General features: G+C 73.3%; 11 protein-coding genes. 3 read left to right on the top strand and 8 right to left on the bottom strand.

Going from position 1 to position 14656, the window contains the following annotated elements; genetic code table 11:
* Window positions 1-14: 14 nt before the first annotated feature.
* The 4 genes from ACLIN4_RS27585 to ACLIN4_RS27570 are packed head-to-tail and all read right to left on the bottom strand — an operon-like array spanning window position 15 to window position 4340.
* Window positions 15-1217, bottom strand: a complete 1203-nt coding sequence (locus tag ACLIN4_RS27585) for a glycosyltransferase (protein ID WP_107477966.1) — start codon at window positions 1215-1217, stop codon at window positions 15-17.
* A gap of 56 nt (window positions 1218-1273) precedes the next feature.
* The gene (locus tag ACLIN4_RS27580) at window positions 1274-2563 is read right to left on the bottom strand and encodes an ABC transporter substrate-binding protein (RefSeq protein WP_411576334.1); all 1290 of its coding nucleotides are present in this window, start codon (window positions 2561-2563) and stop codon (window positions 1274-1276) included.
* Window positions 2563-3396, bottom strand: a complete 834-nt coding sequence (locus ACLIN4_RS27575; RefSeq protein ID WP_100045694.1) for a carbohydrate ABC transporter permease — start codon at window positions 3394-3396, stop codon at window positions 2563-2565. The genes ACLIN4_RS27580 and ACLIN4_RS27575 overlap by 1 nt, the downstream gene beginning before the upstream one ends.
* Window positions 3393-4340, bottom strand: coding sequence for a carbohydrate ABC transporter permease (locus ACLIN4_RS27570; protein WP_381941208.1), 948 nt, complete (start codon window positions 4338-4340; stop codon window positions 3393-3395). Before ACLIN4_RS27570 ends, ACLIN4_RS27575 begins: the two co-directional genes overlap by 4 nt.
* 152 nt (window positions 4341-4492) lie before the next feature.
* Between ACLIN4_RS27570 and ACLIN4_RS27565 the strand changes: the two genes are divergently transcribed.
* A complete protein-coding gene (locus tag ACLIN4_RS27565) occupies window positions 4493-5356 on the top strand; it encodes a phosphotransferase enzyme family protein (protein ID WP_289909436.1) in 864 nt (287 codons plus the stop codon).
* 25 nt (window positions 5357-5381) lie between these two features.
* On the opposite strand, the gene ACLIN4_RS27560 is transcribed toward ACLIN4_RS27565, so the two are convergent.
* Both ACLIN4_RS27560 and ACLIN4_RS27555 read right to left on the bottom strand, forming a co-directional pair.
* Entirely contained in the window at window positions 5382-6104 is a 723-nt protein-coding gene (locus tag ACLIN4_RS27560; RefSeq protein ID WP_107477969.1) for a 3'-5' exonuclease, read from the bottom strand.
* A gap of 117 nt (window positions 6105-6221) precedes the next feature.
* Window positions 6222-7469: an SAV2148 family HEPN domain-containing protein gene (locus ACLIN4_RS27555; protein WP_107477970.1), complete on the bottom strand. Its 1248-nt coding sequence runs from the start codon at window positions 7467-7469 to the stop codon at window positions 6222-6224.
* Window positions 7470-7847: 378 nt separating this feature from the next.
* Here ACLIN4_RS27555 and glgX point away from each other — a divergent pair, with 378 nt between their 5' ends.
* Window positions 7848-9956: a glycogen debranching protein GlgX gene (glgX, locus tag ACLIN4_RS27550; protein ID WP_107477973.1), complete on the top strand. Its 2109-nt coding sequence runs from the start codon at window positions 7848-7850 to the stop codon at window positions 9954-9956.
* Window positions 9957-10076: 120 nt separating this feature from the next.
* Window positions 10077-12479, top strand: a complete 2403-nt coding sequence (gene treY, locus ACLIN4_RS27545) for a malto-oligosyltrehalose synthase (RefSeq protein WP_381914096.1) — start codon at window positions 10077-10079, stop codon at window positions 12477-12479.
* 180 nt (window positions 12480-12659) lie between these two features.
* On the opposite strand, the gene ACLIN4_RS27540 is transcribed toward treY, so the two are convergent.
* Both ACLIN4_RS27540 and ACLIN4_RS27535 read right to left on the bottom strand, forming a co-directional pair.
* Window positions 12660-13121 carry an SSI family serine proteinase inhibitor gene (locus ACLIN4_RS27540; protein WP_289909433.1) on the bottom strand — a complete coding sequence of 154 codons (462 nt, stop codon included), beginning with the start codon at window positions 13119-13121 and terminating at the stop codon, window positions 12660-12662.
* On the bottom strand, window positions 13118-14443 hold the full coding sequence (locus ACLIN4_RS27535) for a M14 family zinc carboxypeptidase (protein WP_107478035.1): 1326 nt from the start codon (window positions 14441-14443) through the stop codon (window positions 13118-13120). The genes ACLIN4_RS27540 and ACLIN4_RS27535 overlap by 4 nt, the downstream gene beginning before the upstream one ends.
* Window positions 14444-14656: the final 213 nt, after the last annotated feature.

The following is a 14656-nucleotide window of genomic DNA, read 5'->3' as shown; positions in this document are numbered from 1 at the left end:
GCGTCCGGGTGCGGTCAGGCCCTCGCCGCCGCCAGTTCGGCCTCGATCAGGTCGGCCGCCCTCCGGGTGCCGCCCTCCTGCGCCATCCGGGCCTGGATCTCCTTCAGGCGCCCGGCCACCTCGGGGTCGTCGACCAGGGCGAGGGCGGCGGTGCGCAGGGCCTCTGCGGTGGCCTCCTCCGTGGGCAGGTGCCGGGCGACGCCGAGCCCCTGGAGCATGTCCGCGTTGCCGAACTGGTCCGCCGCCTGCGGCACGGCGATCATCGGTGTGGCGGTGGCCAGGCCCTCCTGACTGCCGCCGGCGCCCGCGTGGGTGACGAACAGGTCGGCCTGCTGGAGCACCGCCGGCTGCGGTACCCACGAACGCACTTCCACGTTCTCCGGTACGTCGCCCAGCTCCGCCGCGTCGACGTGCCTGCCGATCTGGAGCACCACGTGCCAGCCGGGGAGCCCGGCGAAGGCGGCGACGCACTCCCGGTAGAAGGCCGGCTGCTTGGTGAAGGCGGAACCGAGGGAGACGAGGACGACCTTCTCGGCGCCCTCCGGACGCCGCCACTCCCCCTCGGCGGTGCGGTCGCCCTGGCAGGCGCCGACGAACGTGTAGGTCGTCTCGTCGACGCGGTCGGCGTTGGGCTGGAGCGCCTTCGGGATCAGCACCAGGGAGCGGGCGGGGCGGCCGACGAACGGGTCCGGGTGCATCGTGATCCCGTTCTCCTCCAGCCAGGCGTGGAAGCGGGCGTAGTAGGCCCGGCCGCGCTCGGTCTTGAGCGGCTCCTCCCACATCGGCTCGCCGACCTCCTTCTCGTACCCCTCCCAGGCGACCATGCACGGCGAGAGGGAGACCACGGGCACGCCCCAGCGGTGGCCGAGGACCCGGGCCGGGTAGGAGGCGATGTCGTGCAGGATCAGGTCCGGCTCGTCGCCCTCGTACGCCTCGACGAGCTGCGGAAGCGCCTGGATCGCGTCGTCGAGGAACGGCTCGACGTTGTCCAGCAGCGTGGTCCCCCACGCCTCCGGGTCGGCGTCGGGGCCGGGCAGTGTGCTGTTCCACGGCTTGATCTCGGCGCCCGCCTCGGCGACCTTCTCCGCGAAGAGCGGCGGGACGGCGTATGTCACCCGGTGTCCTCGTGCGACGAGTTCGCGGATCACCTCCAGGCTTGGGTTCACGTGGCCGTGCGCGGCGATGGAGAACATGGCGATGTGAGCGGGACTGGTCATGCGTCGAGAGTATGCGAGACGATACGTCTCGTCCAACTGTTTTCGTTCGCGGTCCGTCAGCGCTGGTAGCGGGCGAGCACCAGGTTGCCGTCGTCCTCCAGTCGCTCGCGCAGCTCCCGCATGCCGATCGCTCCGCTGTAGTACTCCTGGAGCGCGGGGGTGGCCACCTTGTCCTTCCACTCGGGATAGCCCCGCACGGACTGCGCGGGCGCCGAGCGCAGGTGGCCGGCGAGGGCGGTGCCGGTGGCCCAGCCGTGCTCGGGGGTGCGCAGGGCGGGGTCCTTGAGGGCCTGGGTGCCGGTGGGCAGCATCCAGTCGCCGAGGGCGAGGCGCACCATGTTGTCCGGCTGGAGGAGGAAGTCGACGAAGGCGGCGGCCTCCTCCTTGTGCGGGCTGTCCTCGGCGATGGACAGGGTCTGGGGGCTGACGCCCTGGGTGAGTCCGTCGGCTCCCGCCGGGGCGGGCAGCACCTGCCAGTCGAAGCCGTCGGGCGCCTGCTGCTCGATCTGCTGGCGGTAGGAGAAGCCGAGCGGCACCATCGCGTACTTGCCCGCGAAGAAGCCGGGCAGGGTGTCGGAGCCGCCGCTGCCCAGGGTGGTGGCGGAGGCGCTGCGGTCGGTGTTGACCTGGTCGTGGACGGTGCGCGGGACCACCTGGTCGCCCTCCTCGAAGCGGACGGCGACCTTGCCGTCCGCACCGCGGTGGAACAGCTGCCCGCCGGTGGACAGGGACAGGTTGAGCGTGGCGGACACGGGCTCCTTGAGCGGCCAGGCCACCCCGTACCTCCCGTCGCCGCTGAGGCGCTTCGTCACCTGCCGGAACTCCGCCCAGGACCAGGGGTCCTCGGGCGTCGGGACGCGGACGCCGGACTTCTTCAGCAGGGCGGCGTTGGCGATCAGGACGCGCGGCTCCTGGAGGAAGGGCACGCCGTAGATCCCGTCGCCGAAGGTGACCGTCTCCCAGCTGCGCCGCGGGATGTCCGACTTCAGCCGCTCGGGCAGCAGGCCGGTCAGGTCGGCGAGGTAGCCGCCGTAGGCGAAATCCGCGAGGTCGTCGGAGGCGTCGTGGATGATGTCCGGCGCCTCGCCGCCCTCGAAGGAGGTGAGGAGCTGGTCGTGGACGCTGTCCCAGCTGCCCTGGACGTACTCGACGCGTACGTCGGGGTGGGTGGCGTTCCACTCCCGCACCAGTTCCTTGTTGGCCTGGACGGACTCCTCCTGCCAGGCCAGGGACTGGAAGCGCAGGGTGATCCGGCCGTCGTCCGCTCCGTCACCGCCGCCCGAGCAGCCCGCGAGCAGCAGGGTGAGGGAGACGAGCAGGGTGGTGATTCGCGTGCGTGCCCGCATCAGCTCTTCACCGCCCCGGCGAGCATGCCGCCCGTGATCCGCCGCTGGATGAGGGCGAAGACGAGCAGCGAGGGCAGGGTGGCGAGGAAGGCCGCCGCCGCGAGCGGGCCGAGGTCGGCGACGCCCTCGGCGCCGATGAAGTGGGTGAGGATCACGGGCAGGGTCTGTTTCTCCGGTGTCTTCAGCAGCACGAGCGCGAAGAAGAACTCGTTCCACGCGGTGATGAAGGCGAACAGGGCCGTCGCCACGATCCCCGGCGCGAGCAGCGGCGCGGTCACCGACACGAGGGTGCGCAGCCGCCCGGCGCCGTCCACGGCGGCCGCCTCCTCCAGTTCGGCCGGCACCGCGCGGACGTACCCGGCGAGCATCCACAGCGCGAACGGCAGCGACCACACCACGTACACCATCACCAGCCCGGGGACGCTGTTGATCAGCCGGAGGTTCTTCAGGACCAGGAAGAGCGGGATGATCACCAGCACGAAGGGGAAGGCCTGGCTGACCACGACCCACCCGGTGGCCGCCCGCGCGAGCCGGCCGCGGTGGCGGGCCATGACGTAGGCCATCGGCGTGGCGATCACCACGGCGATCACGGCGGCGCCGAGCGCGGCGAGCAGGGAGTTGAGGGCGGCGCGCAGCAGGGGCTGTTCGTCGAAGGCCTGCCGGAAGTTGTCGAGGGTCGGGTTCTCCGGGATCCAGGTGGGGTGGAGACTGGCCAGCTCCTGCGGCGGTTTGAACGCGGTGGAGATCAGCCAGAGGAAGGGGAAGGCCAGGAAGACGAGGTACGCGAGCAGCGCGGCGTACTGGCCCACGCGGGCCGGGGTCGAGGTCCTCACGCCTCGTCACCTCCCTTGAGTCCGCCCTTGAGCCGGCCGGCGAGGAAGACGGCCAGGACGATCGAGATCACGGCGACCATGACGCAGCCCATCGCCGCGGCGTAACCGAACTGCCCGTAGCGGAAGGCCTCCTCGTAGGCGAAGAGCATGGGCAGCCGGGTGCGGCCGCCGGGGCCTCCGCTGGTCAGCACGTAGACCAGGGCGAAGGAGTTGAAGTTCCAGATGAGGTTGAGCGCGGTGATGGCGAGGGCGACCGGTCTGAGGGCGGGCCAGGTGACCGTGCGGAAGCGGCGCCAGGCGCCGGCGCCGTCGACGGCGGCGGCCTCGTGCAGCTCGCGCGGGGTGTTCTGGAGGCCGGCGAGCAGGGCGACGGTCGTCTGGGGCATGCCGGCCCAGACGCCGACGACGATGACGGCGGGCAGGGCGGTGGCGAGGCCGCTGAGCCAGTCCCGGCCGTCGCCGAGGCCGAGGTCGCGCAGCGTCTCGTTGAGGATGCCCGCGTCCGGGTTGTAGACCAGCCGCCACATGATGCCGACGACGACCTCGGGCATCGCCCAGGGGATGATCGCCAGGGCGCGGGCCAGCCAGCGCAGCCGCAGGTTCTGGTTGAGGAGCAGGGCGAGGCCGAGCGCGAGCAGGAACTGCGGCACGGTCACGCCGACGGCCCACAGCAGGCCGATGCGGAACGACTCCCAGAACAGGGTGTCGTGCAGCAGGTCCTGGAAGTTCAGCGTGCCGATCCACTGCGTGGGCTCGGTGCGGCCGGACTGGGCGTCGGTGAACGCGAGCAGGGTGCCGTAGAGCAGCGGTCCGACGCTGAGCACCAGGATGGGGATCAGCGCGGGCAGCACCAGGAACCAGGCGCCGTGGTCCGGGCCGCGCCGCGACCGGCCTCGGTCGGGCGCACCGCGCGCCGGTCTCGTCGACTCGGTCACCGATGTCACGTAATCAGCCCCTTTGCGCGGCTCGGACGGGCCTGGTCATGGTCGTGAAGGCGCCGTGCCCCGTCAAGAGCCCGCGCACACGCTCCCACCTGTGCGAATGCGACACTGACGGACGGACGGCGGGAACCGGGCGGACACGGAGGCGGTAAGCGATGGACGAGGCACGGGCGCGGGAGGTGCTGGCCGAGGCGGGGGTGCTGCCCGGCCCGGCGCGGGAGGCGCGACTGCTCGCCCTCGGCGAGAACGCGGTGTTCGCCGCGGGTGACCTGGCGGTCAAGGTGGGCCGGGACGCGGAACTCCTCGATCGGGCGCGCCGGGAACTGGCCGTCGCGGTATGGCTGGAAGAGGCCGGTGTGCCGGCGGTGCGGGCGGCCGACCCGACGGCGCTGGTCGTCGACGGGCACCCGGTGACCGTGTGGCGGCGGCTGCCCGACCCGGTGCGGCCCGCCGAGCCGCGGGACGTGGCCGTGCTGCTCCGGCTGGTGCACGAACTGCCCTCCCCCTCCTTCGGGCTGCCGCCCCGCGAACTGCTGGGCGGGGTGGAACGCTGGCTGCGGCTCGCGGGCGACGTGATCGACCCGGCGGACGCCGCCTTCCTGCGCGAGCGGCGGGACGGCTTCGCGTCGGCGGCGGCCGCGCTCACCCCGCATCTGACGCCGGGCCCGATCCACGGGGACGCGCTGCCCCGCAACGTGCACGTCGGCCCCGACGGTCCGGTCCTGGTCGACCTGGAGACCTTCTCCACCGACCTGCGCGAGCACGATCTGGTGGTGCTCGCGCTCAGCCGGGACCGCTACGGGCTGCCCGCCGAGGCGTACGACGCCTTCACCGCGACGTACGGCTGGGACGTGCGCGAGTGGGACGGCTGCGCGGTGCTGCGCGGCGCCCGGGAGACGGCCAGCTGCGCGTGGGTGGCGCAGCACGCGCCCAGCAACCCCAAGGCGCTGGCGGAATTCGAACGCCGGGTGGCGTCGCTGCGGGACGGTGATCCGACGGTGCGGTGGTACCCCTTCTGAGCGTGCGCCGGGACGCGGTGCCGGGTCAGACCCGCTCGTCGGCCGGCTCGCGCACCGGCCATCTCCCGTCCACCACGGCCGTGGCGTCGCCCTTGCGGCGCAGGAAGCTCTGGAAGTCCGCCGCCCACTCCGCGTACCACTCGATCTGCCGGTGGTGCAGGTCCGCCGGGCCGAGGGACGCCACCTTGGGGTGGCGGCCGGCTATCGCGCAGGCCAGCCGGGCGGCGGCGAGGGCGTCGGCGGTGGCGTCGTGGGCGGCGTCGAGCGGGACGCCGTACTCCTTGCAGACCGCTTCGAGGTTGCGCTTGCCGCGGCGGTAGCGGTCGACGGAGCGGTCGATCGTGTACGGGTCGATGACGGGTGCCGGATCGATGCCTCCGAGGCGGTCGCGCAGGGACGGCAGGCCGTGGCGCCGCAGCTCGGCGGAGAGCAGGGTGAGGTCGAAGGCCGCGTTGTAGGCGACGACCGGGACGCCCGTCCTCCAGTAGGACGCGAGCACGCCGGCGATGGCGTCGGCGACCTGGTCGGCGGGGCGGCCCTCGGCGGTGGCCCGCTCGTTGCTGATGCCGTGCACCGCCACCGCGTCCGGCGGGATCTCGACACCGGGGTCGGCCAGCCACTCGCGGCGGCCCAGCGGCTCTCCGCCCCTGACCTCGATCACGGCCCCCGTGACGATGCGCGCCTCGCGCGGATCGGTGCCCGTCGTCTCCAGGTCGAAGCCGATCAGCAGCTCCCGGTGCCAGCCCATGGGCGGTCCCCCTTCTTGGTGGTGCGTTCCCCCAGTGGCCTCCACCCTCGCACGGGCCACTGACAATCAGAGGATCGCCTTCCGCTTACTCCGCCGACGAGCCCCGGAGCGCCGCGTTCACGAGACCGGCCGCGAGTCCGCCCACATCAGCTCGAACTCCTCACGATAGGTGGGGAAAAGTCCAACTTCGTCCGTCTGGTCCGACTTCACGACCCTGCCGCCGTTGCGTCCGTTGCGCAGCACGAGCACCGGCGCCTCCATCCCCCGCGTGCGGCGCAGGTAGGACTGCACGACCGCGATGCCGTCGGCGCCGTCGCCGTCGACGAGGTAGGCCGTGAAGCGGGGCGTCTCGTCGAAGACCTGGATCTCGAACGCGCCGGGGTCGCGCAGCCGGGCGCGCACCCGGCGCATGTGCAGGATGTTCATCTCCACGGCGCGGCTCAGCTCGCCCCGCTTGATGCCGAGTTCACGCTCGCGGCGCTTGATGGCGCTGGAGGCGGGGTTCAGGAAGAGCAGCCGCACCCGGCCGCCGGCCTCGGCCAGCCGGAGCAGGCGGCGGCCGGAGAAGTTCTGCACGAGCAGGTTGAGGCCGATGCCGAGGGCGTCCACGCGCCGCGCGCTGCCGAAGAGGTCCTCGGCCGGGAACTGGCGCAGCAGCCGCACCCGGTCCGAGTGCACGGCGACCACGTCGGCGTACCGGTCGCCGACCAGGTCCTCCACCGCGTCCACCGGCAGGCGGCGCGTGGACGGCACGTCGCTGCCCGCGCCGAGGACCTCCAGCAGCCGCGCCGCCGCCCGCTCGGCCTGGTTCAGGACCGCCTCGGACAGCGCCCGGTTGCGGGAGACGACGTTGCGGGTGACCTCCAGCTCGTCCAGGGCGAGTTCCACCTCGCGCCGCTCGTCCACGTACGGCTCGAAGCAGGGCCAGTGCTGGACCATCAGCTCGCGCAGCTGCGGCAGGGTGAGGAAGCTGAGGACGTTGTCGTCGGCCGGGTCGAGCAGGTAGCCCTTGCGGCGGCTGACCTCGCGGACGGCGACGGCGCGCTGCACCCACTCCTGGCCGGCGGGTCCGGCGGCGGCGACCACCCAGTCGTCGCCGTGGACGGGCTCGTAGACCGGACGCAGGACGGCGGCCACGACCGCGCGCAGCCGCTGCTCGACGAGGTTGAGCCAGATGTACGCCCGGCCGGCGCGCTGCGCCCGCGTGCGCACCTCGTGCCAGGCCTCGGCGTCCCACTCCAGTTCCGGGCCGATCGCGCCCGCGTTCATCGGCCGCGCCAGGGACACCGCACCGGGCGGGACGTCCGTGGAGCTCCCCTCCCGGCCTTCGTCACCAGGGGGTAGCTCCAGCCCTCCCGAGCCCACCCGCGCACCGCCTTCCGCTCCCTCGGAGCACTCCGGGTCAGACCCCGTCCCAACGATCAAGGAAGGGTACTCCGCGAGGGGTGCGCGGTGCAGCCCGATGGACGGGCCGGTTTTCCCAACATCTGCGCGCCGCAAGCGTGTTCCGCCCGCCCGAGGACCGCGGAGTGAGCGGATTCATAGCGGTGACGTGGCCGGGTACGGGGAAGGATGCCTCGGGCCCGCTCCGAAGCGCACACCGCGCGGAACACCGAGGGGAACGCCGAGGGGTGGGTAGGAGGACGTACGTGCTAGGTGGTCGCCTCACTTTCGGGGAGACTTCCGGAGGACTCGGAGCCAAGGCGTCCGCACCGGCGCCCCACACCTGAAAGAGTCGTGTCCATGCAGGTCTGGCCTGGAGAGGCATATCCACTCGGTGCCACGTACGACGGCGCCGGCACGAATTTCGCGGTCTTCACGGAGGCCGCCGACCGAGTAGAGCTGTGTCTGCTGCACGACGACGGCTCGGAGACCGCCGTCGAACTGCGGGAGAGCGACGCGTTCGTACGGCACGCGTACGTGCCGGGCGTGATGCCGGGGCAGCGGTACGGCTACCGCGTGCACGGCCCGTACGCCCCGGAGCGCGGGCTGCGCTGCAACAGCGCCAAGCTGCTCCTCGACCCGTACGCACGTGCGATCAGCGGCGCCGTCCAGTGGGGCGAGGAGGTGTACGGCTACCACTTCGGCGACCCCGAACGGCGCAACGACCTGGACTCCGCGCCGCACACCATGACGTCGGTCGTGGTCAACCCGTACTTCGACTGGGGCGACGACCGGCGCCCCCGGACGGAGTACCACCACACGGTGATCTACGAGGCCCACGTGAAGGGCCTCACGATGCGGCACCCCGGCCTCCCCGAGGAACTGCGCGGCACCTACGCGGCCCTGGCGCACCCGGCGCTGATCGAGCACCTGACCGAGCTGGGGGTGACCGCGCTCGAACTGATGCCCGTGCACCAGTTCGTCAACGACCACCGCCTGGTCGACATGGGGCTGAACAACTACTGGGGCTACAACACCATCGGCTTCTTCGCCCCGCACAACGCGTACGCCTCCTGGGGCGACCGCGGCCAGCAGGTGCTGGAGTTCAAGTCGGCGGTGAAGGCGCTGCACGAGGCGGGGATCGAGGTGATCCTCGACGTGGTCTACAACCACACCGCCGAGGGCAACCACCTGGGCCCCACGCTCTCCTTCAAGGGCCTCGACAACCCGTCCTACTACCGGCTGGCCGACGACCCGCGCTACTACATGGACACCACGGGCACCGGGAACTCCCTGCTCATGCGGTCCCCGCACGTGCTCCAGATGATCATGGACTCGCTGCGGTACTGGGTCACCGAGATGCACGTCGACGGCTTCCGCTTCGACCTGGCCGCCACCCTGGCCCGGCAGTTCCACGAGGTGGACCGGCTGTCGTCGTTCTTCGACCTGGTGCAGCAGGACCCCGTGGTCTCGCAGGTGAAGCTGATCGCCGAGCCGTGGGACGTGGGCGAGGGCGGCTACCAGGTGGGCAACTTCCCGCCGCTGTGGACCGAGTGGAACGGGAAGTACCGCGACACGGTGCGCGATCTGTGGCGCGGCGAGCCGCGCACGCTGGCGGAGTTCGCGTCCCGGCTGACCGGCTCCTCCGACCTGTACCAGGACGACGGCCGCCGCCCGCTGGCCTCGATCAACTTCGTGACCTGCCACGACGGCTTCACCCTGCACGACATGGTGTCGTACAACGAGAAGCACAACCACGCCAACGGGGAGGACAACCGCGACGGCGAGAGCCACAACCGCTCCTGGAACTGCGGCGCCGAGGGCGACACCGACGACCCGGCGGTGCTGGAGCTGCGGGCCCGGCAGATGCGCAACTTCATCGCCACCCTGCTGCTCTCCCAGGGCGTGCCGATGATCAGCCACGGCGACGAGTTCGCCCGCACCCAGAAGGGCAACAACAACGCCTACTGCCAGGACAACGAGCTGGCGTGGGTGGAGTGGCCCGAGGGCGACCACGACCTGCTGCGGTTCACCCGCGCGATGGTGTGGCTGCGCAAGGACCACCCGGTGTTCCGCAGGCGGCGCTTCTTCCACGGGCGGCCCGTGGAGGGCACCCACGACGAGCTGTCGGACATCGCCTGGTTCACGCCGGAGGGGAGCGAGATGACCCAGCGGGACTGGAACTCGGCTCGGGCGTCGGCGCTCACCGTGTTCCTGAACGGCAACGCGATCTCCGAGCCGGGCGCACGCGGGGAGCGCATCGCCGACGACTCCTTCCTGCTGATGTTCAACGCCTCGCCCAAGTCGCTGGACTTCGTGGTCCCGGTCGACCACGGCCGGCAGTGGGAAGTGGTGGTCGACACCTCCCGCACGGAGGGGGTGCCCCCGGACACGGGCCCGAAGGTGCAGGCCGGGGACCGGCTGACCCTGGTGGACCGGAGCCTGACGGTGCTGCGGCGGCCCGTCTAGACGGCGTACGGGGCAGGGCGGGGGCGGGCGGGGTACCGGCGTGTCCCCTCCCGGGCCCGCCCTGCACCCGTGCAGGGGGCCGATGACACGAAAGGCGGCGAGGCGGGTACGTAGGTCTGCATGACGCCTGAGCGACCCGACCCGGTGCTGTCCCCGACTTCCCCGGCCCCCACGGCCACCTACCGGCTGCAGCTGCAGCCCGCGTTCCCCTTCGCGGCCGCGGCGGCGGCCGTGCCGTACCTCGCCTCGCTCGGGGTGTCGCACCTGCACCTGTCCCCGGTCCTGGAGGCGGTGCCGGGCTCGCCGCACGGCTACGACGTCGTGGACCACGCGCGCGTGCGCGAGGAGCTGGGCGGTGAGGAGGGACTGCGGGCGCTGGCGCGCACCGCGCGGGAGCACGATCTGGGCCTGGTGGTGGACATCGTGCCGAACCACATGGCGATGTCGCCCCGTCACAACCGCGCCCTGTGGGAGGTGCTGCGCGAGGGCCCGCAGTCACCGTACGCGCGGTGGTTCGACATCGACTGGGAGGCGCAGGGCGGTCAGCTGCTGGTGCCGGTGCTGGGGGCGCCGGTGGGCGAGGTGCTGGACGAGCTGCGGGTCGACGGGGACGTCCTGCGCTACCACGACCACGCCTTCCCGCTGCGCGAGGGCACCGCGGACCTGCCGCTGCCGCGGCTCCTGGACGCGCAGTGGTACCGCCCGGTGTGGTGGCGGCTGGCCCGCACCGAGCTGAACTACCGACGGTTCTTCAGCATCTCGGAACTGATCGGCGTCCGCGTGGAGGACCCGGCGGTGTTCGAGGCCACGCACGCCACCGTGCTGCGGCTGCTGCGCGAGGGCGTGGTCGACGGACTGCGGATCGACCACCCCGACGGCCTCGCCGATCCCGACACCTACCTCGCGCGGCTGCACGAGGCCAGTGGCGGCCGGTGGACGGTCGTGGAGAAGATCCTGGCGGACGGCGAGCGGCTGCCGGCCGCCTGGCCGGTCGCGGGCACCACCGGCTACGACGCCCTGCGGCACGTGGACGGCCTCTTCACGGACCCCGCGGGGCACGGGGAACTCCTCGGCCGGTACCGCGGGTTCGCGGCCCCGCAGACGGACCGGGGCGGGGACTGGGCGGCGACGGTGCGGCGGGCGGCGTACAAGGTGCTCACGCACGAGCTGGCCACCGAGATGGACCGGCTGACCCGGGTGGCCCACCGCCTGTGCGTGGCCTCGCCGGAGCCCGCCCTGCGCGACCGGGCGCCGTGGGCGCTGCGCACGGCGCTGCGGGAGCTGCTGGTGCGGCTGGAGGTGTACCGGCCGTACGCGTCGGTGGACGCGGCGTCCGTCGTCACCGAGGAGGCGGCGGCCGAGGCGCGGCTCGCCTTCGCGGTGCCCGAGGAGGCCGGGGCGGTGGACGTCGTACGGGATCTGGTGCTCGGGCGGTACGGGGACGGTCCCGAGCACGTGGAGTTCCGGACGCGGTTCGCGCAGACGGCGTCGGCGCTGCGTGCGAAGTCGGTGGAGGACACGGCGTTCTACCGGTACGTGCCGCTGCTGTCGGCGACGGAGGTGGGCGGGAACCCGGGCCGGCCCGCCCTGTCGCCGGAGGAGTTCCACGCCTACTGCGCGCGCGTGCAGCGCGACTGGCCCACGACGGGCACGGTCGTCTCTACCCACGACACCAAGCGCAGTGCCGACGTGCGGGCCGCGCTGGCGGTGCTCACGGAGTGCCCCGAGCGGTGGGCGGACGTCCTGGCGGAGGTCACCCGCACGGGTGAGGGCGCCCCGGACGCGCAGCTGGCGTGGGCGGCCTGGCAGACGGTGTTCGGGCTGGGGCCGGCGGACGGTGAGCGTGTGCGGGAGGCGCTGCTGAAGCACGTGCGCGAGGCGGGGATGTTCACCAGCTGGACGGAGCAGGAGCCGCCGTACGAGGAGGCGGTGGCCCGGTTCGTGGCGGCGGGTCCGTGCGGGGCGCCGGGCAAGCGGGTGACCGCCCTGCGCGCCGAACTGGAGCCGCACATCCGCGCCAACGTCCTGGGCACGGCCCTGACCCACCTGACGATGCCGGGGGTGCCGGACCTGTACCAGGGCACCGAGCGGGAGTACCTGGCCCTGGTGGACCCGGACAACCGCCGGACCGTGGACTTCCCGTCCGCCGGCCCCGTCGAGGGCGACCGGCTCGGGAAGGCCGCGGTGACCCGGGCGGCGCTGGCGCTGCGCGCACGGCGGCCCGACGCGTTCGGTGACGCGGCGACGTACGAGGCGCTGTCCGCCGAGGGTCCGGCGGCGGCGCACTGCGTGGCCTTCGTGCGCTCGGGCGAGGTCCTGACGGCCGTGACCCGGCTGTCGCTGCGGCTGGCGGAGGCGGGCGGCTGGCAGGGGACGACCCTGCCGCTGCCGCCGGGCCGCTGGGCCGACGCGCTGACACCGGGCCGGGAGTTCACCGGGCACGCGCGCGTGGCGGAGCTTTTCGCCCAGGCGCCGGTAGCACTGCTGGAGCGGGTGGGTGCGGCGGACGGGGCCGGGGTCTGAGCGGCGGGCCGCCGGTGCGACTGCCCCGGGGCCCGGTCTCCCCGCCGCCGGGACCGGTCGGGCGGTGCGGACGCGGGTCGTCGGCGGTGGGCGAGGCGTGCCCGACCCTGGCGGGCCGGGGGCTCCACCGGCGGTGACCCGCCCCCGACCGGCCACGGGCACGCCGGTCCGCCGTGCCGCTCAGTCCTGCGTGTCCCAGGCGAACACCGCCCCCGTCCGCGCCGCCATCACACAGTCGTTGGAGAAGGTCTGCGTGTACTCCACCGGCTGCCCCCGCCACTGGCCGCGCGCCTGTGCGGTCACCGGGGCGTGGATCATCGGGCAGTGGGTCTCGCGCAGCGGGATGTCGGCGATGCGGCCGTTCACCGCGTCCAGCTCCGCGCAGGCGCGGGCCGCGCGGGCGTGGCCCCGGGGCGGGTCGCACAGCAGCAGGGCGCCCCGGGTGGCGTCGGGCCGGTCCTTCGCCGGGGCGCCGGGCAGGATGCCCGGCTGGGCGTGGTCCGGGGTGACGGTGAGCAGGAGCCAGTCGCCCGCCGGATCCCGCTCCGCGGCGGCCTGCGCCGGGGCCGCGCAGGCGAGGAGGAGCGCGGCGGCGGCCAGGAGGCCGGCCCGGGCGGCGGCGGTCGTGAGAGTGTGTGTCATTCCTGGTGCATCGGCACGGCGGCCCCCGAACCCCAGCCGGGCTCACCCGAACGGGAGCCCGCGGTGGGGCGCCGGCCGGCCAGTTCGAACGCGGCGAGGACGACCCGTGTCTGGTACTCCGTCTGGCGCGCGACCGGGATCCAGCGGGCCCCGCAGCCGTCGGTGTAGTCGGCGCAGCCCTCGTCGACGAGCCGGTTCACCTCGGGCAGCACACCCGCCGGATCGTCGCCCGTGCGCGTCACCAGCTGGTGCAGCAGGCCCGCCGTCCGCAGGGACAGGCGCCGGCCGGCCAGGCGCAGGGCGACCAGGTGGGCGGTGCTCATGACGGGCAGTGAGCGGCCCGTCCCGTCGTCCGTGTCGGGGTCCCAGGCGTCGGCGAGCCTCGGGCAGACCAGCAGGTAGTCGTCGACCGGTGCGAGCAGGTGCGCCGCGTCCGGGACGCCGGCGAGGCGGGGCCGGACGCGGGCGAGGACGCGTTGCAGGCGCAGGGTGTCGTGCCGCAGGGTGCGGCTCACCGAGCGGAGCACCGCGTCGCGGTCGGCGGGGGGCGAGTCGTCCGCCACCGCGGCCACGCCCCACATGGGTGCCTCGACGACCGCGGTGACGGTGCCGTACCGCTGCGGGTGGCACCACGTCGAATCGACGGCGGCCTCGGTGATGGCGGCGGTGAGGTCCCCGTCGCGGGGCGGCGGGATGCGGTAGACGGCGGGGCCGAGGTCGGGCCAGTACAGGGTGTCGTATGCGCCGAGTTCGCGGGGGATGCCGAGCCGGGCCGCGGTGTGGGCGATGCGCTGGGCGAGGCCCGGCAGGTCGTGGGTCACCTCGACGAAGCCGCCGCCGACGTCCACGCCGTGCAGGGAGCAGTGGAGGAACGGCCGCAGTTCGTCCTGGAGGGCGAGCAGGGCGCGGGTCTCCGGCAGCGTCGCGTGCTCGGGGCCGTCGGGCAGCCACTCGGGCTGCTCCACGAAGCCGGGACGGAAGAAGTGACGGGCGTAGCGGCCCAGGGTGTACGGGCCCGACAGCCAGCCCTCGTTGCGGCGCAGACCGTCGGGGTCGGCGCACAGCAGCAGGTTCCAGGTGGCGTCGGCCTCCTCGGTGAGCCGGGGGTCGGCCAGGGCCCGTTCGGCGAGCCGCAGGACGGTGGCGCCGCCCACCGGTTCGTTGGCGTGCGGTCCGGCGACCACGAGGGCCTGGCGGCTGCCGTGGCCGACCGAGAGCAGCAGCAGCGGGGTGCCCGCGCGGGAGGTCCCGACGCGGCGCAGCCGGGCGTGCCGGGGATGGCGGGCGACGAGTGCGGCGGCCCGGGCGCCCAGCTCGTCCACGGTCGGGTAGCGCAGGAGGGGCGGCAGGGCACACCTCCACGATGCGGGCCGTCGGTTCACCTGGCGTGCGTGGTGTACGCACAGTCAGTCACGAGTTGGTGGGTACGTCAACACCAGGAAAAGCAAAGGGATTTGTCCCGCGCGATCACTCCACCGGGACGCATGACGCCGAGTGAGGCCCAGGCCAGAGCTGGGCTCCGTGCCTCCGGCCGG

The organism is Streptomyces mutabilis (genome assembly GCF_046628145.1).
GTDB lineage: Bacteria > Actinomycetota > Actinomycetes > Streptomycetales > Streptomycetaceae > Streptomyces > Streptomyces mutabilis.
This window is presented reverse-complemented; position numbering and strand designations above follow the sequence as displayed.